This window comes from Streptomyces sp. NPDC043896, assembly GCF_056435605.1.
Genome location: NZ_JBWKEE010000007.1, coordinates 60633 through 82041 on the forward strand (window position 1 = coordinate 60633; position 21409 = coordinate 82041).

26 protein-coding genes are annotated in these 21409 nt (G+C 73.4%); 4 read left to right on the forward strand and 22 right to left on the reverse strand.

What is annotated here, in order from left to right; all coding sequences use genetic code 11:
* Positions 1-282: 282 nt before the first annotated feature.
* The 11 genes from lgt to hisI form a co-directional block, all read right to left on the reverse strand.
* Positions 283-1287: a prolipoprotein diacylglyceryl transferase gene (gene lgt / locus AC069X_RS12095; RefSeq protein WP_478728165.1), complete on the reverse strand. Its 1005-nt coding sequence runs from the start codon at positions 1285-1287 to the stop codon at positions 283-285.
* Positions 1288-1377: 90 nt separating this feature from the next.
* Positions 1378-2340 (reverse strand): DsbA family protein, encoded by a 963-nt coding sequence (locus AC069X_RS12100; protein WP_478727706.1) that lies wholly within the window; start codon positions 2338-2340, stop codon positions 1378-1380.
* 95 nt (positions 2341-2435) lie between these two features.
* The gene (gene trpA, locus AC069X_RS12105; RefSeq protein ID WP_478727708.1) at positions 2436-3251 is read right to left on the reverse strand and encodes a tryptophan synthase subunit alpha; all 816 of its coding nucleotides are present in this window, start codon (positions 3249-3251) and stop codon (positions 2436-2438) included.
* A complete protein-coding gene (gene trpB, locus AC069X_RS12110; RefSeq protein WP_478727710.1) occupies positions 3248-4501 on the reverse strand; it encodes a tryptophan synthase subunit beta in 1254 nt (417 codons plus the stop codon). The genes trpA and trpB overlap by 4 nt, the downstream gene beginning before the upstream one ends.
* 210 nt (positions 4502-4711) lie before the next feature.
* The gene (gene trpM, locus AC069X_RS12115; protein ID WP_405981123.1) at positions 4712-4921 is read right to left on the reverse strand and encodes a tryptophan biosynthesis modulator TrpM; all 210 of its coding nucleotides are present in this window, start codon (positions 4919-4921) and stop codon (positions 4712-4714) included.
* A gap of 8 nt (positions 4922-4929) precedes the next feature.
* Positions 4930-5739 carry an indole-3-glycerol phosphate synthase TrpC gene (gene trpC, locus AC069X_RS12120; RefSeq protein ID WP_125816880.1) on the reverse strand — a complete coding sequence of 270 codons (810 nt, stop codon included), beginning with the start codon at positions 5737-5739 and terminating at the stop codon, positions 4930-4932.
* Positions 5740-5920: 181 nt separating this feature from the next.
* Entirely contained in the window at positions 5921-6463 is a 543-nt protein-coding gene (locus AC069X_RS12125) for a DUF2752 domain-containing protein (protein ID WP_478727713.1), read from the reverse strand.
* A 67-nt stretch (positions 6464-6530) separates the two neighbouring features.
* Positions 6531-6782: an HGxxPAAW family protein gene (locus tag AC069X_RS12130; RefSeq protein ID WP_478727715.1), complete on the reverse strand. Its 252-nt coding sequence runs from the start codon at positions 6780-6782 to the stop codon at positions 6531-6533.
* A gap of 126 nt (positions 6783-6908) precedes the next feature.
* Complete coding sequence (locus AC069X_RS12135; protein WP_478727717.1) at positions 6909-7547, reverse strand: TIGR02234 family membrane protein; 639 nt, start codon at positions 7545-7547, stop codon at positions 6909-6911.
* Positions 7548-7561: 14 nt separating this feature from the next.
* Positions 7562-9052: an anthranilate synthase component I gene (locus AC069X_RS12140; RefSeq protein WP_478727719.1), complete on the reverse strand. Its 1491-nt coding sequence runs from the start codon at positions 9050-9052 to the stop codon at positions 7562-7564.
* Between the two features lie 19 nt (positions 9053-9071).
* A complete protein-coding gene (gene hisI, locus AC069X_RS12145) occupies positions 9072-9437 on the reverse strand; it encodes a phosphoribosyl-AMP cyclohydrolase (protein ID WP_478727721.1) in 366 nt (121 codons plus the stop codon).
* A gap of 84 nt (positions 9438-9521) precedes the next feature.
* Here hisI and AC069X_RS12150 point away from each other — a divergent pair, with 84 nt between their 5' ends.
* Complete coding sequence (locus tag AC069X_RS12150; protein ID WP_478727722.1) at positions 9522-10154, forward strand: TIGR03085 family metal-binding protein; 633 nt, start codon at positions 9522-9524, stop codon at positions 10152-10154.
* Between the two features lie 53 nt (positions 10155-10207).
* On the opposite strand, the gene hisF is transcribed toward AC069X_RS12150, so the two are convergent.
* From hisF to hisD, 8 genes are read right to left on the reverse strand one after another with little or no spacing between them, the layout of a single operon-like run.
* Positions 10208-10963 (reverse strand): imidazole glycerol phosphate synthase subunit HisF, encoded by a 756-nt coding sequence (gene hisF / locus AC069X_RS12155; protein ID WP_478727724.1) that lies wholly within the window; start codon positions 10961-10963, stop codon positions 10208-10210.
* Positions 10960-11346 (reverse strand): RidA family protein, encoded by a 387-nt coding sequence (locus AC069X_RS12160; protein ID WP_478727726.1) that lies wholly within the window; start codon positions 11344-11346, stop codon positions 10960-10962. The genes hisF and AC069X_RS12160 overlap by 4 nt, the downstream gene beginning before the upstream one ends.
* Positions 11343-12071, reverse strand: a complete 729-nt coding sequence (priA, locus tag AC069X_RS12165) for a bifunctional 1-(5-phosphoribosyl)-5-((5-phosphoribosylamino)methylideneamino)imidazole-4-carboxamide isomerase/phosphoribosylanthranilate isomerase PriA (RefSeq protein ID WP_385770893.1) — start codon at positions 12069-12071, stop codon at positions 11343-11345. The genes AC069X_RS12160 and priA overlap by 4 nt, the downstream gene beginning before the upstream one ends.
* A complete protein-coding gene (gene hisH / locus AC069X_RS12170) occupies positions 12071-12712 on the reverse strand; it encodes an imidazole glycerol phosphate synthase subunit HisH (RefSeq protein WP_478727728.1) in 642 nt (213 codons plus the stop codon). The genes priA and hisH overlap by 1 nt, the downstream gene beginning before the upstream one ends.
* Positions 12709-12876, reverse strand: coding sequence for a hypothetical protein (locus AC069X_RS12175; protein WP_363062085.1), 168 nt, complete (start codon positions 12874-12876; stop codon positions 12709-12711). Before AC069X_RS12175 ends, hisH begins: the two co-directional genes overlap by 4 nt.
* Before the next feature lie 2 nt (positions 12877-12878).
* The gene (gene hisB, locus AC069X_RS12180) at positions 12879-13472 is read right to left on the reverse strand and encodes an imidazoleglycerol-phosphate dehydratase HisB (RefSeq protein ID WP_478727730.1); all 594 of its coding nucleotides are present in this window, start codon (positions 13470-13472) and stop codon (positions 12879-12881) included.
* Entirely contained in the window at positions 13469-14581 is a 1113-nt protein-coding gene (locus AC069X_RS12185) for a histidinol-phosphate transaminase (protein WP_478727732.1), read from the reverse strand. The genes hisB and AC069X_RS12185 overlap by 4 nt, the downstream gene beginning before the upstream one ends.
* On the reverse strand, positions 14578-15900 hold the full coding sequence (gene hisD, locus AC069X_RS12190) for a histidinol dehydrogenase (protein WP_478727733.1): 1323 nt from the start codon (positions 15898-15900) through the stop codon (positions 14578-14580). Before hisD ends, AC069X_RS12185 begins: the two co-directional genes overlap by 4 nt.
* A gap of 123 nt (positions 15901-16023) precedes the next feature.
* On the opposite strand from hisD, the gene AC069X_RS12195 reads away from it, so the two are divergent.
* From AC069X_RS12195 to ybaK, 3 genes are read left to right on the forward strand one after another with little or no spacing between them, the layout of a single operon-like run.
* A complete protein-coding gene (locus AC069X_RS12195; protein WP_478727734.1) occupies positions 16024-17613 on the forward strand; it encodes an oxidoreductase in 1590 nt (529 codons plus the stop codon).
* A gap of 41 nt (positions 17614-17654) precedes the next feature.
* Complete coding sequence (locus tag AC069X_RS12200; RefSeq protein ID WP_478727736.1) at positions 17655-18395, forward strand: LON peptidase substrate-binding domain-containing protein; 741 nt, start codon at positions 17655-17657, stop codon at positions 18393-18395.
* A 4-nt stretch (positions 18396-18399) separates the two neighbouring features.
* Positions 18400-18894, forward strand: a complete 495-nt coding sequence (gene ybaK / locus AC069X_RS12205; protein WP_478727738.1) for a Cys-tRNA(Pro) deacylase — start codon at positions 18400-18402, stop codon at positions 18892-18894.
* Positions 18895-18933: 39 nt separating this feature from the next.
* On the opposite strand, the gene AC069X_RS12210 is transcribed toward ybaK, so the two are convergent.
* From AC069X_RS12210 to AC069X_RS12220, 3 genes are read right to left on the reverse strand one after another with little or no spacing between them, the layout of a single operon-like run.
* Complete coding sequence (locus AC069X_RS12210; RefSeq protein ID WP_478727740.1) at positions 18934-19560, reverse strand: hypothetical protein; 627 nt, start codon at positions 19558-19560, stop codon at positions 18934-18936.
* 34 nt (positions 19561-19594) lie between these two features.
* Positions 19595-20374: an ABC transporter permease gene (locus AC069X_RS12215; protein WP_478727742.1), complete on the reverse strand. Its 780-nt coding sequence runs from the start codon at positions 20372-20374 to the stop codon at positions 19595-19597.
* On the reverse strand, positions 20371-21408 hold the full coding sequence (locus tag AC069X_RS12220) for an ABC transporter ATP-binding protein (RefSeq protein WP_478727743.1): 1038 nt from the start codon (positions 21406-21408) through the stop codon (positions 20371-20373). Before AC069X_RS12220 ends, AC069X_RS12215 begins: the two co-directional genes overlap by 4 nt.
* Position 21409: the final 1 nt, after the last annotated feature.

Here is a 21409-nt window from a genome sequence, read left to right on the forward strand (position 1 = left end):
GGGGCCGGTGTGCGTGGCTGGGGGCGGTGGGTCGTGTGCGGCTGGTCGGCCGCTGCGCGGGGCCCCTCCCCGCCCTTCACCCGTTCTCGCCTCAATCGCCGGCGGGGCTGGATCTTCCAGCCCCGCCGGCGATTGAGGCGCGGGGTCTGGGGCGGAGCCCCTGGGAACGGCGGAAGGGCGGGTAGGGGACCAGCCCCGCGCAGCGGCACGCCCGACGGCAGCGGCCGGGTACGCCGGAGGGGGCACCGCTACCCACGCGGCGCCCCCTCCGGTACGACCTGGTCAGCTCTTGTCGGCCTCCGCGGCCTTCGTGAGGCTGGTGGTCGGCTTGGCGTCGGCACCTGCCTCGACGGCCCGGACCGCACCGCCCTTGGCGTCCTTCGGCTCGGCCTCAACGGCCTTGGCGTCGGCCTTGGCCGCGTCAGCGGAGGCGGCGTCAGTGGAGGCGGCGTCACCCGCCCCGGAACCCCCGGAGGGACCCGGCTCGACGACCGCCTCACGCCCCGGCCGCAGCTTCGCCGACACCACGAAGTAGACCACCGCGAGCACCAAGCACACGATCGCGGTCCACACGTTCAGCCTCAGGCCCATGATGTGGTGCGCCTCGTCGACGCGCATGTACTCGATCCACACGCGCCCGGAGCAGTACGCCGCCACGTACAGGGCGAACGCCCGGCCGTGCCCCAGCTTGAAGCGCCGGTCCGCCCAGATCACCAGCGCGGCGACACCCAGGCACCACAGCGACTCGTACAGGAAGGTCGGGTGGTAGGTGCCGGCGACCCGGTTCGGGCCCTCGCTGATCTTCAGCGCCCACGGCAGGTCCGTCGGGCGGCCGTACAGCTCCTGGTTGAACCAGTTGCCCCAGCGTCCGAAGGCCTGGGCGATGGCGATGCCCGGGGCGAGCGCGTCGGCCCAGGCGGGCAGCGGGATGCCGCGCAGCCGGCAGCCGATCCAGGCGCCGACCGCGCCGAGCGCGATCGCGCCCCAGATGCCGAGGCCGCCCTCCCAGATCTTGAAGGCGTCGACCCAGTCCCGGCCCTCGCCGAAGTAGAGCTGGTAGTCGGTGATCACGTGGTAGAGGCGACCGCCGACCAGGCCGAACGGCACCGCCCACACGGCGATGTCCGCGACCGTGCCCGGCTTTCCGCCGCGCGCGATCCACCGGCGGTTGCCGAGCCAGACGGCGACGAAGACGCCGATGATGATGCAGAACGCGTAGCCGCGCAGCGGGATCGGTCCGAGATGGATCACGCCGGTCGACGGGCTGGGGATGTAAGCAAGGTCCATGGCAGACATGACGCTACCTTGCCGGGCGGTACGGACCGCAACCCGCCCGGCAAGCTGAAACCAAAACCACACATGGCGGGGCCGCCCAGGTCAGCCTCCCGAACCCGTCCCGGCCCCGGTCCCGGCCCCCGTCCCGGCCCCGGTCCTGGTGCCGGAAGCGGAACCGGATCCGGACGCCGTGGAAGCCTTGGCTCCGCTCTTCGGCGCGCCGTTCCCGGAGGCGGACGCCGACGGGGACGCGGACGGTGACGGGGCCGTCTTGCCGGCCGCGCCCTCGACCTTCTCCTTCAGCTTCTGCGGGGTCAGCGGGTTGGCCTGGTCGGAGAAGATGTCCTTGCCGTCGAGCAGCACGGTGGGCGTGCCCCGGAAGTTCCCGGCGCGGAACGCCTCGTGCGACTTGCCCACCCAGCTGTTGTGGGTGCCCTCCTCCACGCAGGAGCGGAAGGCCGGGGTGTCCAGCCCGTCGACCTTGCCCGCCAGCTCCAGCAGCCTGGCGTTCTTGCCGAAGGCGTCGTCGGTCTCCTGTGGCTGGTTCTGGAAGAGGAGGTCGTGGTACGCGGCGAACTTGCCGGCGTCCTGGGCGCAGGCGGCGGCGTTCGCCCCCTTCAGGGAGCCGGTGCCGCCCATGTTGCCGTCGATCAGGGTGACCAGGTGGTACTCGACCTTGAGCAGCCCCTTGGCCTCCAGCTCGTGGATGGTGGTGCGGTAGTTGTCCTCGAAGGCCTTGCAGGCGGGGCAGCGGAAGTCCTCCCAGACCGTCAGGGTGGACTTGGCCTCGTTCCCCCCGGTCTGGATGGCGAGCGCGTCCTTGCCGGTGGCTCCGGAGGGCGCGGCCACCGGGCCGGACTTGGCGGACTTGTCGCCCTTCCCGGCGTTGGCCGCGATCACGCCGACGACGGCGGCCAGGCCGAGCACGCCGACGACCGCTCCGGCGACCAGGAAGGTCCGCCGGCGCTTGTCCCGGCTCTTCTGCCGCTCGCGCTCCTCCTGGAGTCGCTCCCGGGCCGATCGTTTCGTCGCATCGCGGTTCGCACCGCCGTTCTTCTCGCTCACGTTCCGCCAAACGAAGCGGGGAGGCACTCGCGTGCCTCCCCGCCGTCGAATCCACCCGATCGGGCTACAGAACCTCGTTCCGGGCCCGCGCTGGGTCAGGACCTGCGTACGCCTTCCGCAAGCTCGCCCGCCAGGGCCCGCACGGCGGACAGGCCCGCCGGCAGGTCGGGGGCGTCCAGGAGCAGCTTCACGAAGGCCGAGCCGACGATCACACCGTCGGCGAAGCCCGCGACCTGCTTGGCCTGTACGGCGTTGGAGACGCCCAGGCCCACGCAGACGGGCAGCTCGGTGGTGGCCCGGGTGCGGCGGACCAGCTCCTGGGCCTCGTCGCCGACGGACTCGCGGGTGCCGGTGACGCCCATCAGGGAGGCGGCGTAGACGAAGCCGGAGCCGGCGGCGGTGATGGTCGCCAGGCGCTCGTCCTTGCTGCTGGGGGCCACGACGAAGACGGTCGCCAGACCGTGCTTGGCGGCGTGCTCCCGCCACAGCGCGGACTCCTGGACCGGCAGGTCGGGCAGGATGCAGCCCGCGCCGCCGGCGGCCGCCAGTTCGGCGGTGAAGCGCTCGACGCCGTAGCGGTCGATCGGGTTCCAGTACGTCATGACCAGGATCGGGACCCCGGTGGCCTCGAAGGCCTCGCGGACGGTGCGGAGCACGTCGGCGATCTTGACGCCGCCGCGCAGGGCGATGTCGTCGGCGGTCTGGATGACGGCGCCGTCCAGGACGGGGTCGCTGTGCGGCAGGCCGATCTCGACGACGTCGGCGCCGCCCGCGATGACCGCCTTGGCGGCCTCGATGCCGCCGTCGACGGTCGGGAAGCCGGCCGGGAGGTAGGCGACGAGGGCCGCGCGGTCCTCGGACTTCGCCTTGGCGAGGGTGTCGCTCAGCAGCTGGATGTTGCCCGTGGTCACTTCGTTTCCCCCTCGGCGCCCTCGCCGTCGTACAGCCCGAAGTAGCGGGCCGCCGTGTCCATGTCCTTGTCGCCGCGGCCGGACAGGTTGACGACGATCAGGCCGTCCTTGCCCAGCTCCTTGCCCAGGTCGAGGGCGCCCGCGAGGGCGTGCGCCGACTCGATGGCCGGGATGATGCCCTCGGTGCGCGACAGCAGGCGCAGGGCCTGCATGGCGGCGTCGTCGGTGACCGCGCGGTACTCGCCGCGGCCGCTGTCCTTGAGGTAGGAGTGCTCGGGGCCGATGCCCGGGTAGTCCAGACCGGCGGAGATGGAGTAGGGCTCGGTGATCTGGCCCTCCTCGTCCTGGAGGACGTAGCTGCGGGAGCCGTGCAGGATGCCGGGCTCGCCCGCGGTGAGGGTGGCGGCGTGCTCGCCGGTCTCCACGCCGTGTCCGGCGGGCTCGAAGCCGACCAGGCGGACGTCGGCGTCCGGGATGAAGGCGTGGAAGAGGCCGATGGCGTTGGAGCCGCCGCCGACGCACGCGGCGACGGCGTCGGGCAGCCGGCCGGCGCGCTCGATGATCTGGCGGCGGGCCTCGACGCCGATGACACGGTGGAAGTCGCGGACCATGGCCGGGAAGGGGTGGGGGCCGGCGACGGTGCCGAAGAGGTAGTGGGTCTGGTCCACGTTGGCGACCCAGTCGCGGAACGCCTCGTTGATGGCGTCCTTGAGGGTCCGGGAGCCGGACTTCACGGCGATGACCTCGGCGCCGAGCATGCGCATGCGGGCGACGTTGAGGGCCTGGCGCTGGGTGTCGATCTCGCCCATGTAGATGGTGCAGTCGAGGCCGAAGAGGGCGCAGGCGGTGGCGGTGGCCACGCCGTGCTGGCCGGCGCCGGTCTCGGCGATGACGCGGGTCTTGCCCATGCGCTTGGTGAGCAGCGCCTGGCCCAGCACGTTGTTGATCTTGTGCGAGCCGGTGTGGTTGAGGTCCTCGCGCTTGAGGAAGATCCGGGCGCCGCCCGCGTGCTCGGCGAACCGGGGCACCTCGGTGAGGGCGCTGGGCCGGCCCGTGTAGTTGACCATCAGGTCGTTGAGCTCGGCGGCGAAGGCCGGGTCGCCCTTGGCCTTCTCGTACTCGACGGCGACCTCGTCCACGGCGGCGACGAGGGCCTCCGGGATGAACTTGCCGCCGAAGTCACCGAAATAGCCCTCGGTGTTGGGGACGTGACCCTCCGGGTCCGGGATGAAGAACGAGCTGGTGGACATGTGCCACTACTCCTACGGGTACGGAATGCGAGGCTTCGCTCGACGCGGGCTGGATGCACCGTATTGCGCCGCCGGTCCGTCGCCCGCGCACCCCGCTGGGAGGGGTGGGCGGCGTACGGACGGGACGGCCCGCGCCCACGGGAGGGGCGGGGGCCGGACACGGGCGCCCGCGGCCGGTACGTCAGGGGTACCGGGCCGGGAGGGCCGCCGTTACGACGCGGTCGTGCCGCGCCATCGCATGCCGTTGACCTGTCCGGGCTCGGAGCCGATCACGTAGCGCACCCGCCTGCCGTGCACGCGGCGGGCCGGGGCGCGGCAGCCGCGGGGGCGGCAGCCGCGCGCCAGCGGCGCGTGCGCCGTCGGCACGCCGGCCGGGCCGTGGCCCGGGCGGGTGCGGACGGAGGAGGAGGCGGGGGGCATGGCCGTGGTCAGCTCCGCCCGTGGCGCAGGGCGGGGTGGGCGCCGGCGGCCACGAGGTCGGCCACGGCCGCCTTCGGGTCGCGTCCGGTGACCAGGGACTCCCCGACGAGGACGGCGTCGGCGCCCTCGTTGGCGTAGGCGATCAGGTCGTGCGGTCCGCGGATGCCGGACTCGGCGACCTTCACGATGTGGGCCGGGATCTCTCCGACGACCCGCTCGAAGGTGGAGCGGTCGACCTTGAGGTCCTTCAGGTTGCGCGCGTTGACGCCGATGATCTTGGCGCCGGCGGCGACGGCACGCTCGATCTCCTCCTCGTCGTGCACCTCCACGAGCGGGGTGAGGCCGATGGACTCGGCCCGCTCGATGAGGGAGACCAGGGCCTCCTGCTCCAGGGCCGCGACGATCAGCAGCACGAGGTCGGCGCCGTAGGCGCGGGCCTCCCACAGCTGGTACGCCGTGACGATGAAGTCCTTGCGCAGGATCGGGATGTCCACGCGGGCGCGGACGGCCTCCAGGTCGGCGAGCGAGCCGCCGAAGCGGCGCTGCTCGGTGAGGACGGAGATGACCGCCGCTCCGCCGGCCTCGTAATCGGCGGCGAGCCCGGCCGGATCCGCGATCGCGGCCAGCGCGCCCTTGGAGGGGCTGGAGCGCTTGACCTCGCAGATCACCTTGACGCCGTCGCCGCGCAGTGCGGCGACACCGTCCTTGGCCTGGGGCGCCTTGGCGGCACGCTCCTTGAGCTCGTCGAGGCTCACGCGGGCCTGCCGTTCGGCAAGGTCTTCGCGGACCCCTTCGATGATCTCGTCGAGCACACTCACGCGAGCGGCCCCCTTCCGGGTTGATGACGGTCGGCCGCCTTGCGGACAAGTACCTCTGCAAGGTCGACACTCAAATGGTATCCGCAGGTCGCCACGGCCTCCGCACGGAGTTCCCGGTTTCCCATGGACTGGACACTCGGAATATGGCCTTCCCGTAGTCCTTGCCAGGCCCCCCTTGAGGTCAGGGGGCCAGGGCGGAACCGAACGGGAGGTTCCGGACAATCGAGAAGGCCAGGACCAGGGCCCCGATCCCCCACCAGTACGCCGGCCGCAGGGCGATCCCGGGGGCCGGCCCGCCGCGGAAGGCCCGCAGCAGCCACAGGGCCGTGAACCCGGCGAAGACCAGGTAGCCGGCCACCGCCACGGCATTGGCGCCCAGGGCGCCCGCCAGGTCTCCGGTCGCGAAGGCGTGCGCGCTGCGCAGCCCGCCGCAGCCCGGGCACAGCACCCCGGTCAGCCGGAAGAGCGGGCAGACCGGATAGTGCCCGGGTTCGTTGGGATCCACGGCGCCCACGTACGCGAACGCCGCCACCGCCCCGGCCAGGGTCAGCACGGGGGCGGCGAGCCGCCGGGCCCGGGAGGGCCGTACGGGCGCCGGGGCGGCCGGCTGCGGCCCGGGGACGGCGTGCGCGCTCTCCGCCGCGTGTACGGGGTGCGCGGGGCGCGCCGCGTGCGCCGCGGCGTCGGTGCGAGAGGCGTCCACCCGCTGATTCTCTCCGCTCATGACAAAAGGCGCAGCCCGACGGGCCGCGCCTTTCGAACCGCGGGCCGGCGGACCCGCGGGACCGCGCTCAGACCTTGGCGGGAACCCGGTTGGCGGCGATGACCTCGGCGAGGTCGCGGTGGGTGGCCTTCGGCGCGCCCATGCCCGCCGCACGCATCGCCATGCCGACGACACCGCCGAGCGCGACGACGACCAGGCCGGCCCAGAACCCGAGCGGGTTCGCCAGCACCATGAAAGCGCCGGAGACGCAGAAACCGATGAAGGCGATGATGACACCGGTCCAGGCGGCCGGGGTGTGTCCGTGGCTCGTGCCCGCCATGAGTTGCTCCTCGTTGCTCTGTCTCAAGCTGTGTAGGGAGCGCGCTCTGTGTCGCGCTTCCGCTGTCATTGTCCCGCACCGGGCCGCCGGATTCTCCAGCGGGTGGCGATCTCCGGCGGGTGCCGTCTAGCGGGTGGGGTCCTCGCCTCGGTCCAGGGCCTTCCACAGGTCCTCGGGCCGGTCCGGGTCCACCGGGGCGGGGGTCCGCCCGCGCGGACTGCCGTCGCGCTCGTAGCGGCCTCCCATCGCGGGCCAGCTGCGGCCGAAGCGCAGTGCGAGCAGCCCCGCGAGCAGGATCAGGGCCGCGCCGGAGGCGGTGACGTACGGCCACGCCGTATGGCTCAGGTCGACCACCCGGGCGGCGGTGTCGGCGGTCGCGGTGGCGGCCCGCTCGTCCAGCGCCCGCCGGTCGCCGGCGGCGGCCACCGCGGCCAGGGCGGCGCCCAGGCCGCTCAGCGCGAGCAGCCCGGAGACCAGCAGCCGGCCGGGGCCGCGTACGGCGAACACCGCGACCAGGGCCGCGAGGCCGACGATGGCCAGGGCCGCGGGCAGGCCCGTGACGGCCCGCCCGTCCGCGGTCAGCGGCAGGGTCCCGCCCCCGATGGCGGCGCTGCCCCGGGCCCACGTGCGGCCGGAGGCGAGCAGGACGACGGTGGCGCCGAGCGCGCCGAGCAGCAGGGCGACGGCCACGGTGCGGCGGCCGGTGCTGCTGTCGGGGGCCTCGGCCTCGTTGCGGGGGTGGGGTACGGCACTCACGTACCCCACTATCCCTTACGGCCTCAGCCGCGGTGGAGGCGGTTCGCCGCTCCGACGGCCCGGAGCACGGCGGCGGCCTTGTTGCGGCACTCCCGGTCCTCCAGCTCGGGCACCGAGTCCGCGACCACGCCGGCCCCGGCCTGCACGTACGCCGTGCCGTCGCGCAGCAGCGCGGTGCGGATGGCGATGGCCGTGTCGGAGTCCCCGGCGAAGTCGAGGTAGCCGACGCAGCCGCCGTACAGGCCCCGGCGGGAGGGCTCCAGCTCCTCGATGATCTGCATGGCCCGCGGCTTGGGCGCGCCCGAGAGGGTGCCGGCGGGGAAGCAGGCGGTGAGCACGTCGAAGGCGGACTTGCCCTCGGCGACGCGTCCGGTGACGGTGGACACGATGTGCATGACGTGCGAGTAGCGCTCGATGCTCATGAAGTCGACGACCTCCACCGAGCCCGGCTCGCAGACCCGGCCCAGGTCGTTGCGGCCCAGGTCGACGAGCATGAGGTGCTCGGCGCGCTCCTTGGGGTCGGCCAGCAGCTCCTCGGCGAGGTCGTTGTCCTCCTGCGGGGTCGCGCCCCGGTGGCGGGTGCCGGCGATGGGGTGGACCATGGCCCGGCCGTCCTCGACCTTGACCAGCGCCTCGGGGCTGGACCCGACCACGTCGAAGCCGTTCTCGAAGCGGAAGAGGTACATGTACGGGGAGGGGTTGGTGGCCCGCAGGACCCGGTACACGTCCAGCGCGGAGGCGTGGCAGGGGGTCTCGAACCGCTGCGAGGGCACCACCTGGAAGGCCTCGCCGGCCCGGATGCGCTCCTTGATGTCCTCGACGGCGGTCTGGTACTTCTCGCCGCCCCACAGCGCGTCGAACGGCGGCAGCTCGGACTCGGGGAGCGCGGCGGGCGCGTAGGGCGCGGGCCGCGCGAGGTCGGCCTCCATCGCGTCGAGGCGGGCGACGGCGTCCGCGTGGGCCTCGTCGGCGCCCGAGTCGAGGGCGTTGTGGTTGATCGCGTTGGCGATGAGCAGGACGGTGCCGTCCCAGTGGTCGAGGACCGCCAGGTCGGAGGTGAGGAGCATGGTCAGCTCGGGGAGCTCCAGGTCGTCCTCGGTGTGGTCGCCGATACGCTCCAGGCGGCGGACGATGTCGTAGCCGAGGTAGCCGACCATGCCCCCGGTGAAGGGCGGCATTCCGCCCGCGAGGTCGCGGGGGGTGTGCAGGGCCTCGACGGTGGCGCGCAGGGCCTCCAGCGGGTCGCCGTCGACGGGGACGCCGACGGGCGGGGTGCCGATCCAGTGGGCCTGGCCGTCCTTGACGGTGAGGGTGGCGTCGCTGCGGACTCCGACGAAGGAGTAGCGGGACCAGGAGCGGCCGTTCTCGGCCGATTCCAGCAGGAAGGTGCCGGGGCGTTCGGCGGCCAGCTTCCGGTAGAGCCCGACGGGGGTGTCCCCGTCGGCGAGCAGCCGGCGGCTCACCGGGATGACGCGGCGGTCGGCCGCGAGCTTGCGGAACGTCTCGAGATCCATGGGGTGGGACCCTAACTGGCTAGCGGGCGTCGCTGAAAAGGACATCGGCGTCGAAGCAGGTGCGGGCGCCCGTGTGGCAGGCGGCGCCGACCTGGTCGACCTTGACGAGCACGGTGTCCGCGTCGCAGTCGAGGGCGACGGACTTCACGTACTGGAAGTGGCCCGAGGTGTCCCCCTTGACCCAGTACTCCTGCCGGCTGCGGGACCAGTAGGTGCAGCGGCCGGTGGTGAGGGTGCGGTGCAGGGCCTCGTCGTCCATCCAGCCGAGCATGAGCACCTCACCGGTGTCGTACTGCTGGGCGATGGCCGGAACCAGGCCGTCCGCGGAGCGCTTGAGGCGGGCGGCGACGGCGGGGTCGAGGGAGGACGTACTCATGGGCCCCATTGTGCCGCGCGGAAGGACCTGTTACGGATCACCGTCCGCCTGATGAGCGGCCGCGGGGCGGGTTCCGGTCGTAGGCTGGCCCGCATGTCTACCCATGCGAAGCGTGAACGCCTGCTGCTGGCGGACCTTTTGGAGGCGGCGGGACCCGAGGCGCCGACGCTGTGCGCCGGCTGGACCTGCCGGGACCTGGCGGCGCACGTGGTGGTGCGCGAGCGCCGCCCGGACGCGGCCGGCGGACTGCTGCTGAACGTGCTGAAGGACCGCCTCGACCGGGCGATGGCCGAGTACACGGCCAAGCCGTACGAGGAGCTGATCCAGCTGATCCGCACCGGCCCGCCGAAGCTGTCCGTGTACGCGCTGAAACAGATCGACGAGGCCGCGAACGCGGTGGAGTTCTACGTCCACGCGGAGGACGTGCGGCGCGCGCAGCCGGACTGGTCGCCGCGGACGCTGGACCCGGTGTTCTCGGACGCGCTCTGGGCGCGGCTGGAGAAGCTGGCCCGGCTCACGGGCCGCCGCTCCCCCGTGGGACTGGTGCTGCGCCGCCCGGACGGGCGTACGGCGGTGGCGCACAAGGGCGTGCCGGTGGTGACGGTGACCGGGGAGCCGGGCGAGCTGACGCTGTTCTGCTTCGGCCGCCAGAACTCCGCCGCGGTGGAGCTGGACGGCGAGAAGGAGGCCGTGGCCAAGCTGACGGTCGCCCAGCTCGGCATCTGAGGCGGCCGGCGGCCCGGCCGCCCCGTGAAGGGCGGCCGGGACCGGCGGGCGGGTCAGCGGACCGGGTGGCCGGCTTCCCGGAGGGCCGACTTGACCTCGGAGATCCGCAGGTCGCCGAAGTGGAACACGGAGGCGGCGAGGACCGCGTCGGCGCCCGCGTCGATCGCGGGCGGGAAGTGCTCCAGCTTCCCGGCGCCGCCGGAGGCGATCACCGGGACCGTGACGTGCCGGCGCACGGCGGCGATCATCTCGGTGTCGTAGCCGTCCTTCGTGCCGTCGGCGTCCATGGAGTTCAGCAGGATCTCCCCGGCGCCCAGTTCGGCCGCGCGGTGCGCCCATTCGACGGCGTCGATGCCGGTGCCCCGGCGGCCGCCGTGGGTGGTGACCTCGAAGGATCCCGACTCGGTGCGGCGGGCGTCGACCGACAGGACGAGGACCTGGCGGCCGAAGCGCTCGGCGATCTCCTGGATGAGCTCGGGCCGGCCGATGGCCGCGGTGTTGACGCCGACCTTGTCGGCGCCGGCCCGCAGCAGCTTGTCGACGTCGTCGGCGGTGCGGACGCCGCCGCCCACGGTGAGCGGGATGAAGACCTGCTCGGCGGTGCGCCGGACCACGTCGTAGGTGGTCTCGCGGTTGCCGGAGGACGCGGTGATGTCGAGGAAGGTCAGCTCGTCGGCGCCCTCGGCGTCGTAGAGCTTGGCCATCTCCACCGGGTCGCCGGCGTCGCGCAGGTTCTGGAAGTTGACGCCCTTGACGACCCGGCCGTTGTCCACGTCCAGGCAGGGGATCACGCGTACGGCGAGGGTCATCGCGCGACCTCCTTGAACGCCTCGACCTCGACCTCGACGACCATGCCCGGGTCGACGAACCCGGAGACGATGAGCATCGTGGCGGCGGGGCGGACGGTGTCGAACAGCGCCTTGTGGGCGCGGCCCACCTCGTCCACGTCCCGGGCGTGCGTCAGGTACATGCGGGTGCGGACCACGTCCTCGGGGCCGAGGCCCGCCTCGGCGAGGGCCTTGAAGGCGGTCTCGAAGGCCTTGACCGTCTGGTCGTACGGGCCGCCCGCGTCGGCGGCGGTGCAGCCGGAGACGAGGACCAGGCCGTTGGGGAGGGCGACGGCGCGGGAGTACCCGATGACGTCCTCGTAGGGGCCGCCGGAGGAGATGCGGCGGATGTCGGAGGAGCTCATGCGCGGACCGCCTCCAGGGCCTCTTCCAGGGTGAACGCCTTGGCGTACAGGGCCTTGCCGACGATGGCGCCCTCGACGCCGAGCGGGACGAGCTCGGACAGGGCCCGCAGGTCGTCCAGGGAGGAGACGCCGCCGGAGGCGACGACGGGCCGGTCGGTGGCGGCGCAGACGTTCCGCAGCAGCTCCAGGTTGGGGCCGGTGAGGGTGCCGTCCTTGCCGATGTCGGTGACGACGTAGCGGGCGCAGCCCTCGGAGTCCAGGCGGGCGAGGGTCTCGTAGAGGTCGCCGCCCTCGCTGGTCCAGCCGCGGCCCTTGAGGGTGGTGCCGCGCACGTCGAGGCCGATGGCGATCCTGTCGCCGTGCTCGGCGATGGCCTTGGCGGCCCACTCGGGGGTCTCCAGGGCGGCGGTGCCGAGGTTGACGCGGGTGCAGCCGGTGGCGAGGGCCGCGGCGAGCGTGGCGTCGTCGCGGATGCCGCCGGACAGCTCGACCTTGATGTCCATGGCGCGGGTGATCTCGGCGACCAGGGCGCGGTTGTCGCCGGTGCCGAAGGCGGCGTCCAGGTCGACGAGGTGCAGCCACTCGGCGCCGGAGGCCTGCCACGCGAGGGCCGCCTCCAGCGGGGAGCCGTAGGAGGTCTCGCTGCCCGACACACCGTGCACGAGGCGTACGGCCTGACCGTCGCGGACGTCGACCGCGGGGAGCAGTTCAAGCGTGTTCGGCATCAGAGGGTCTCGATCCAGTTGGTGAGGAGCTGGGCACCGGCGTCGCCGGACTTCTCGGGGTGGAACTGGGTGGCCCACAGGGCGCCGTTCTCCACCGCCGCGACGAACCGCTCGCCGTGCGTGGCCCAGGTGACCTTGGGCCCCTTGATCCTGGGGTTGGTGACCTCCAGCGTCCAGTCGTGGGCCGCGTAGGAGTGCACGAAGTAGAAGCGGGCGTCCGCGTCCAGCCCGGCGAAGGCCTGGCTGCCGGGCGCGGCCTCCACGGTGTTCCAGCCCATGTGGGGCACGACCGGGGCCTTCAGCGGGCTGACGGTGCCGGGCCACTCGTCGAGGCCCTCGGTCTCCACGCCGTGCTCGATGCCGCGCTCGAAGAGGATCTGCATGCCGACGCAGATGCCCATGACGGGGCGCCCGCCGGACAGCCTGCGGCCGATGATCCAGTCGCCGCGCGCGTCCTTGAGGCCCTGCATGCAGGCGGAGAAGGCGCCGACGCCGGGCACGAGGAGGCCGTCGGCGTCCATGGCCTTGTCGTAGTCGCGGGTGATCTCGACGTCCGCGCCGACGCGCGCGAGGGCGCGCTCGGCGGAGCGGACGTTGCCGAAGCCGTAGTCGAAGACGACGACGTTCTTCTTGGCGCTCATTCCCAAATCCCCTGGATTCGCAGGACTCCCGCGGCCAGACACATCGCGGAGCCGAGGGCGAGCAGAATGATCACCGACTTGGGCATCTTCTGCTTCTGGAAGGAGTAGACGCCCCCGGCCAGGAACAGGCCGAGGACGATCAGGATGGTGTTCAGGCCGTTCACTGCTAGAGGGCGCCCTTCGTGGAGGGCAGGATCCCGGCGGCGCGCGGGTCGAACTCGGCGGCGTAGCGCAGGGCCCGGGCGAGGGCCTTGAACTGGCACTCCACGATGTGGTGGGCGTTGCGGCCGTACGGGACGTGCACGTGCAGGGCGATCTGCGCCTGGGCCACGAAGGACTCCAGGATGTGCCGGGTCATCGTCGTGTCGTACGCGCCGATCATCGGCGCCATGTTCTCGGGCTCGGTGTGCACCAGGTAGGGGCGGCCGGAGAGGTCGACGGTCACCTGGGCGAGGGACTCGTCCAGCGGGACGGTGCAGTTGCCGAAGCGGTAGATGCCCACCTTGTCGCCGAGGGCCTGCTTGAAGGCGGCGCCCAGCGCGAGGGCGGTGTCCTCGATGGTGTGGTGGCTGTCGATGTGCAGGTCGCCGTCCGTCTTGACCGTGAGGTCGAAGAGGCCGTGGCGGCCGAGCTGGTCGAGCATGTGGTCGTAGAAGCCCACGCCGGTGGAGACGTCGACCCGGCCGGTGCCGTCGAGGTTTATCTCGACGAGGACCGAGGTCTCCTTCGTGGTCCGCTCGACCCGTCCGATGCGGCTCATGCCTGCTGCTCCTTCTTCAGTGCGCGAACCGCTTCAAGGAACGCGTCGTTCTCGGCCGGGGTGCCCGCGGTGACCCGCAGCCGGCCCGGTACGCCGTTGTCCCGGACCAGGACGCCCTGGTCGAGGATCTTCTGCCAGGCGGTGTGGGAGTCCTCGAACTTCCCGAACTGGATGAAGTTCGCGTCGGACTCGGTGACCTCGTAGCCGATGGCCCGCAGCTCGGTGACGAGGCGGTCCCGTTCGGCTTTGAGCTGCTCGACGTAGCCGAGCAGGGTGTCGGTGTGCTCCAGGGCGGCCAGCGCGGTCGCCTGGGTGACGGCGGACAGGTGGTACGGCAGGCGTACGAGCTGCACGGCGTCGACCACGGCGGGGTGCGCGGCGAGGTAGCCCAGGCGCAGGCCCGCGGCGCCGAAGGCCTTGGACATGGTCCGGGAGACCACCAGACACGGGCGGCCCTCGATCAGCGGGAGGAGGGAGTCGCGGTGGGAGAACTCCACGTACGCCTCGTCCACGACGACCAGGCACGGCTTGGCGGCCTGGGCGGCCTCGTAGAGGGCGAGGACCGTCTCCGCGTCGACCGCGGTGCCCGTGGGGTTGTTGGGCGAGGTGATGAAGACGACGTCGGGGGCGTTCTCGGCGATCGCCTGACCGGCCGCCTCCACGTCGATGGTGAAGTCCTCGTGGCGCGGGCCGGAGATCCAGCCGGTGCCGGTGCCGCGCGCGATGAGCGCGTGCATCGAGTACGAGGGCTCGAAGCCGATCGCCGTGCGCCCCGGGCCGCCGAAGGTCTGGAGCAGCTGCTGGAGGACCTCGTTGGAGCCGTTGGCGGCCCAGACGTTCTCCTTGGCGACGGGGTGCTTGCCCGTACGGGTGAGGTAGGCGGCGAGCTGGGTGCGCAGCTCGACCGCGTCCCGGTCGGGGTAGCGGTTGAGGGTGCGGGCCGCCTCGGCGACGCGCTCGGCGATGCGCCGCACCAGCGGCTCGGGCAGCTCGTACGGGTTCTCGTTGGTGTTCAGCTGGACGGGAACGTCGAGCTGGGGGGCGCCGTACGGGGTCTTGCCGCGGAGCTCGTCCCGGATGGGGAGGTCGTCGATGCCGATGGTGCTCACTGGCCGGGGACCTTCCATCCGAAGCGGGCCTTGAGGGCGGCGCCGTGGGCGGGCAGGTCCTCGGCCTCGGCGAGGGTCACCACGTGGTGGGTGACCTCGGCGAGGGCGTCGCGCGTGTAGTCGACGATGTGGATGCCGCGCAGGAAGGACTGCACGGACAGGCCCGAGGAGTGGCAGGCGCAGCCGCCGGTGGGCAGGACGTGGTTGGAGCCGGCGCAGTAGTCGCCGAGGGATACCGGCGCCCAGGGGCCGACGAAGATCGCGCCGGCGTTGCGGACGCGGGCGGCCCAGGCGGCGGCGTCGGCGGTCTGGATCTCCAGGTGCTCGGCGCCGTACGCGTCGACGACCTTGAGGCCGTCCTCCAGGCTGTCGACCAGGACGATCGCGGACTGCTTGCCGGCGAGGGCGGGCTTGATCCGGTCCTCGACGTGCTTGGTCGCGGCGACCTGCGGCTCCAGCTCCTTCTCGACGGCTTCCGCGAGCTCCGCGGAGTCCGTGACGAGGACGGCGGCGGCCAGCGGGTCGTGCTCGGCCTGGCTGATCAGGTCGGCGGCGACGTGCACCGGGTCGGCGGTGGAGTCCGCGAGGACGGCGATCTCGGTGGGGCCGGCCTCGGTGTCGATGCCGATCCTGCCGGTGAAGTAGCGCTTGGCGGCGGCGACCCAGATGTTGCCGGGGCCGGTGACCATGTTGACCGGCAGGCAGTCCTCGGTGCCGTACGCGAACATCGCGACGGCCACGGCGCCGCCGGCCGCGTACACCTCGTCCACGCCGAGCAGCGCGCAGGCCGCCAGGATGGTGGGGTGCGGCAGGCCGCCGAACTCCTTCTGCGGCGGGGACGCGAGCGCGATCGACTCGACGCCCGCCTCCTGGGCCGGGACCACGTTCATCACGACGGACGACGGGTACACGGAGCGGCCGCCGGGCGCGTACAGGCCGACGCGCTCGACGGGAACCCACTTCTCGGTCACGGTGCCGCCGGGGACCACCTGGGTGGTGTGCTCGGTGCGGCGCTGGTTGCGGTGCACGATCCGGGCGCGCCGGATGGACTCCTCCAGGGCGGCGCGGACGGCCGGGTCCAGCTGTTCCAGGGCGGCCTTGAGGGCCTCCGCGGGTACCCGGACCTGCGTGAGCTCGACCCCGTCGAACTTCTGCGCGTACTCGATCAGCGCCGCCGTGCCACGATGATGGACGTCCTCGCAGATGGGCCGCACCTTCTCCAGGGCGGCTTCCACGTCGAACTCGGCACGGGGCAGCAGGTCGCGCAGGGCGCCGCCCTCGGGGAGGGCGTCACCGCGCAGGTCGATACGAGAGATCACCCCCCAATTCTCTCAGACCGTCTCCCACCGCCGTCCGCCCGTATCACTGGCTGATACACGTCCCGGATGTCACCGGTGCCCCTTAGCGTTCTCGTACACATGAATGACAGCGGGGGGGCTGCCATGACCGAAGCGCACGGGGACGGACGGCCGGACGGTCTCACCGAGGCCGAGGAGCGGATGTGGGAGACGTTCCGGGCGGGCACCGTCTGTGATCTCGGTGCGCACACCGCCGGCCTGGACGATCCGCACGCCGACCGGGTCTGGGGCCCCGAGCGGCGGGTCCGGGCGGAGGTCGTGGCGCACCTGCTGCTGGCCGGGCCGGCGCCGGTGCCCGGGCGGGTCGGGTGCCTGAAGCTGCGCGGCGCGCAGATCACCGGGCGGCTGGATCTGTCCGGTGGCACGGTGGCCCCGTACGTGGAGATCCGCTCGTGCCGCTTCGACGGCGAGATCCAGGTGTCCGAGACCCGCTTCGGCACGCTGCGGCTGGACAACTGCGCGATACCCCGGCTGGAGGGGGCGCGGCTGCACACCGAGGGCGACCTGCACCTCGCACGCTGCCGGGTCGCGGGCGGCCTCCGGCTGACCGACGCGCAGATCGGCACGGACCTGCTGATCAGTCACGCGGTGGTGCGGCGGGACGGGCGGGGCCGGGCCATCGCCGCGGACGGGATGGCGGTGGCGCAGGACCTCCAGGCCGACATGCTGGAGACGCACGGCGAGGTGAGCCTGCGCGGGGCGAAGGTCGGCGCCTCGATGAGCCTGCGCGGGGCGCGGCTGAGCAACCGCTACGGCCGGCGGGCGCTGAACGCCCCGACCCTGGCCGTCGAGCGGACCCTCTACCTGACGTCCATCGGCCTGGCCTCGCCGACGGGCGATCCGGACCGGCCGTACGACTGGAGCCAGACGCCGACGACCGGCGGGCCGTCGCAGCACTTCGAGTGCCGGGGCGGGCTGCGGCTGGACGACGGCCGTTTCGGGGACTCGGTGGACTTCTACGGTGCCCGCTTCGAGCTGCGTCCCGAGCAGGAGGTGTCGCTGCGGCGGGTCCAGACGCCCGAGCTGCGGTTCGTAGGGGAGGCGCCGGAGCGGGGGCGGGTGGTGGTCTCGGGGGCGAAGGTGGTCAAGCTCGTCGACCGGTCCACGAGCTGGCCGGGCCGGGGCCGGGTGTCCATGGAGGGCTTCGTGTACGAGGAGCTCGCGCCGCGGGGCCACTTCCCGCTCTCCCGCCGCCTGGAGTGGCTGGAGGCGGCCACTCCCGAGTACTCGCCGGAGCCGTACGAGCGGCTGGCCGCCGTACTGCGGGCCGGCGGGGAGGATTCCGGCGCCCGGGAGGTGCTGGTGGCCAAGCAGCGGCGCCGCCGGGCCACGCTGCCGCCGGCGGCGCGGGCCTGGGGGTACCTCCAGGACTGGACGGTGGTGTACGGGTACCGGCCGGGGCGGGCGGCGCTGTGGATGGCGGTGCTGTGGGCGGCGGGCACCCTGCTGTTCCTGCGGCGGGAGCCGGCGCCGATCAAGGCGGAGGAGCACCCGCGGTGGGACGCCGCCCTGTACGCGCTGGACCTCCTGCTGCCGGTCATCGATCTCGGCCAGCAGGGCCAGTGGAGGCTGGACGGCGGCTGGCAGTGGGGTTCGACGGCGCTGGTGCTGCTCGGGTGGATCCTCGCCACGACGGTGGCGGCGGGCGCGTCGCGGCTGCTGAGGCGGGGTTAACGGGTGACGGCCCGGGCCTTCCGGCCACTACCCTGTGCCTCGTGACCACCGTTCGCCTGCCCCTCTTCCCGCTGAACTCGGTGCTGTTCCCGGGCCTCGTGCTGCCGCTGAACGTCTTCGAGGAGCGGTATCGCGCCATGATGCGCGAGCTGCTGAAGACCGGGGAGGACGAGCCGCGCCGGTTCGCGGTCGTCGCGATCCGCGACGGCCGGGAGGTGGCCCCGACGGCGCCCGGGCTGCCGGACCAGACGGCGCTGCCCGAGAAGGGCCCGGGAGCCGGCTTCGGCCCCGACCCGGTCCAGGCGTTCCACCGGGTGGGCTGCATCGCGGACGCGGCGACGATCCGGGAGCGGGAGGACGGCAGCTTCGAGGTGCTGGCCACCGGCACCACCCGGGTGCGGCTGCTGTCGGTCGACGCGTCGGGACCGTTCCTGGTCGCGGAGCTGGAGGAGCTCGCCGAGGACGCGGGCGAGGGCGCGGGCGCCCTGTCCGAAGGGGTCCTGCGGGCGTTCCGCAGCTACCAGAAGCGGCTGGCGGGGGCCCGCGAGCGCTCGCTGGCGTCGACGCCGGACCTGCCGGACGAGCCGTCGGTGGTGTCGTACCTGGTGGCGGCCGCGGCCGTGCTGGACACGCCGTCGAAGCAGCGGCTGCTCCAGGCCCCGGACACGGCGACCCGGCTGGCGGAGGAGCTCAAGCTGCTCCGTGCGGAAACGGCGGTCATCCGCCACCTGCCGTCCTTGCCGGCGGTGGACCTGACCCGCACTCCTACGAGCCCGAACTGAGGCCATGGCGAAGAAGAAACCGCAGTCGTCCGGCACCCCGGCCATCACCGCCCTGACCGGCTCGGGCGTCGCGTTCACCACGCACTCCTACGAGCACGACCCGGCGCACCCCTCGTACGGGGAGGAGGCGGCGGAGGCGCTGGGCGTCTCCGCGGACCAGGTGTTCAAAACCCTGGTCGCCGACGTGGACGGGGCCCTGACGGTGGCGGTGGTGCCGGTTTCGGGCTCGCTGGATCTGAAGGCACTGGCGGCGGCGGTGGGCGGGAAGCGGGCGGCGATGGCCGACCCGGCGCTCGCGGAGCGGACGACGGGCTACGTCCGGGGCGGCATCTCCCCGCTGGGGCAGCGGCGCCGGCTGCGGACGGTGCTGGACGCATCGGCGTCGGCGCACGCCACGATCTGCGTCTCGGCGGGCCGCCGGGGCCTGGAGGTGGAGCTGTCCCCCGCAGACCTGGCCGCCCTCACCGAAGCCACCCTGGCCCCGATCGCCCGCCCGTAGCCGCCGGCGGCGCCCCGGCGCGACCGGCTTCCGGACGGGTCAGCCCTGCGGCGGAGCGCTGTCGGCGTGCACGTGCGGCGGCGGGTACGTGCCCTCCCACGGCTCGGGCTCCGGCTCGCGCGGCCCCCACAGGGCCGTCAGGCCCAGGTGCACGGCGACGGCCGCCATCGGCCACACCAGCAGCACCCCGTGCGCGAGCAGCTGCAGCGGGGCGTCGAAGGGCACTCCCCTGCCCGCCTTGGCGGCGGCGGCCGGGACGTCCGTGCCCGGGCCCAGCCACAGCCCGAACCGCCACCCCACCAGGGCGGCGAAGCACGCGCCGACGGCCAGTCCGATCACCAGCGGGACGCCTCCGCGCCGGCGCCACAGGAACACCGCGACCCCGCTGAGCACTCCGAGCCCGAGCGCCAGCAGGAAGAAGGTGCCGTCCGCACCGATCCGCCCCTCGCTCTCGGTGTTGCGCAGGAAGACGGCCTCACCGTTGGAGACGTACTGCACGCGCGGCGCGAGCCACGTCCACAGCAGCCCGAGGAGCGCGCCGGACACGCCCACCACGAGGGTGACGGCGGCCGCGTCGCGGATCTCCGCCGGGGTGACGGGGGCTTCCCGCTCGGGGAGCTCGGGCACGGTCGGGGGCTGCTGCTGCGGGGTCACGGCTTCGGTCACCCCCACATCGTGCCAGGTGCGGCGGCCGCCGGCGTCAGCGGACCGCGGCCCGCCGGTAGGCCCAGGTGGCCACGGCCAGCGACAGCACGCCGACGGCGGCGCACACGCCGAGGTCGAGGAGGACGGCCGCCCAGTCGGGGTGCGGGGCGAAGGTCTCCGCGAAGGCCTCGACCCCGTACGTGGACGGCAGCAGGTCCCGCGCCCACACGATGGGCTCCGGCATCCGCTCGGCCGGCAGCACGCCGAGCAGCAGCGCCGCCGACATGCCGAGCTGCCCGGCCAGCGTGGCCAGCTCCTGGCGCGGCGCGAGCAGCCCCAGCGCGGCGCCGAGCCCGGCGAGCGCGGCCCCGGCCAGGGGCACGACGGCGGCCAGGATCCACAGCCCGCCCATCGGCAGGCCGAACAGCACACAGCCGAAGACGGCCGTGACGAGGGTCCCCGGCAGGGTGAAGGAGGCGTACGCGGCGGCCGCGCCCAGCACCACCGAGGCGGGCGGCACCGGCAGGGTGGCGTAGTGGTCGAGGCCGCCGCCGGCCCGCAGCTGGCCGAAGTACTGCGCGAGCAGGTTCAGCGCGACGAAGGCGACGACGAGGACGGAGGAGCCCGCGACGACGGCCCTGGCCTCCGAGCCGCCGTCCACGACGCCCCGCATCAGGATCATGATCCCGACGGACTGGAACGTGGCGACGAACAGCAGGGGGATGCGGGCCACCCGTGCTCGGGACAGCTGGGCCCGGTAGACGGCGGCGAGGGCGGGGAACAGCCGCGCCCTGGGGGCCAGCACCCCGGCGGGGGCGGCGGCAGCGGTGGTCACGACTTGACCAGACCCTTCATCCGGCCGCCCAGCGCGAGGTACACGTCCTCAAGGCTCGGCGTGGCCAACGTGAAATCGTCGAGGGCGGCGAAGGCCGGGCCGCCGGTGACGGCGGCGACGGCCGCGCGGGCCTCTTCCTGTCCCAGCCGCAGCACCCAGCGACGGCCGGACTCGGCGGCCCGCGGGGCGAGCGCGGCGACCTCGGGGACGTCGAGCGGCGCGGCGGTGCGCCAGACCAGCTCCAGGCGGACCTCGTCGGACACCTGGGCCTTGAGCCCGGCCGGGGTGTCGCAGGCGATGACCTTGCCCTGGTCGACGACGGCGACCCGGTCGAGGACGGTCTCGGCCTCGATGACGTTGTGGGTGACGAGCAGGACGGTGGCGCCCTGGCTCAGGCGCCGCCGGTCCACGGCCTCCCAGACGGCCCGCCGGGCGACCGGGTCCATGCCGGTCGTGGGCTCGTCGAGGACGAGGACCGGCCGCTCCCCGACCAGCGCGGTGGCGAAGCAGGCGAGCCGGCGCTGTCCGCCGGAGAGCTTCTTGAGGGGGCGCGCGGCGATCTCGGTGAGTCCGAGCTCCTCCAGTACGGCGTCCCGCGCGGCCCGTGCCTCGCGCAGGCCGAGCCCGCGCAGCCGGCCGGTGGTCTCGGCGGCCAGGGCGACGGTGAGCTCGTCGAGGGCGGTGGACTCCTGGCCGAGGTAGGCGAGGAGCCGGGAGGCCCGTCCGGGGTGGCGTACGAGGTCGTGGCCGAGCAGGGTCACCGAGCCGGAGTCGGGCCGCAGCAGGCCGGTGAGCTGGCGGACCAGGGTGGACTTGCCCGCGCCGTTGGGGCCGAGCAGGCCGAAGACCTCGCCGCGCCGGACCTCCAGGGAGATGCCGTCGTTGGCCCGGGTCTCGGGCAGGGCGGGAGCCCCGCGCCGGCCGCGTACGGCGGGGTACGTCTTGACCAGGTCACGCACCGCGCAGACCACGTCGGGCGCGGCTCCGGCGGCCGCCGACGTGGTTGGTCCTGCCTGTGCTGTGCCCGTACTCACG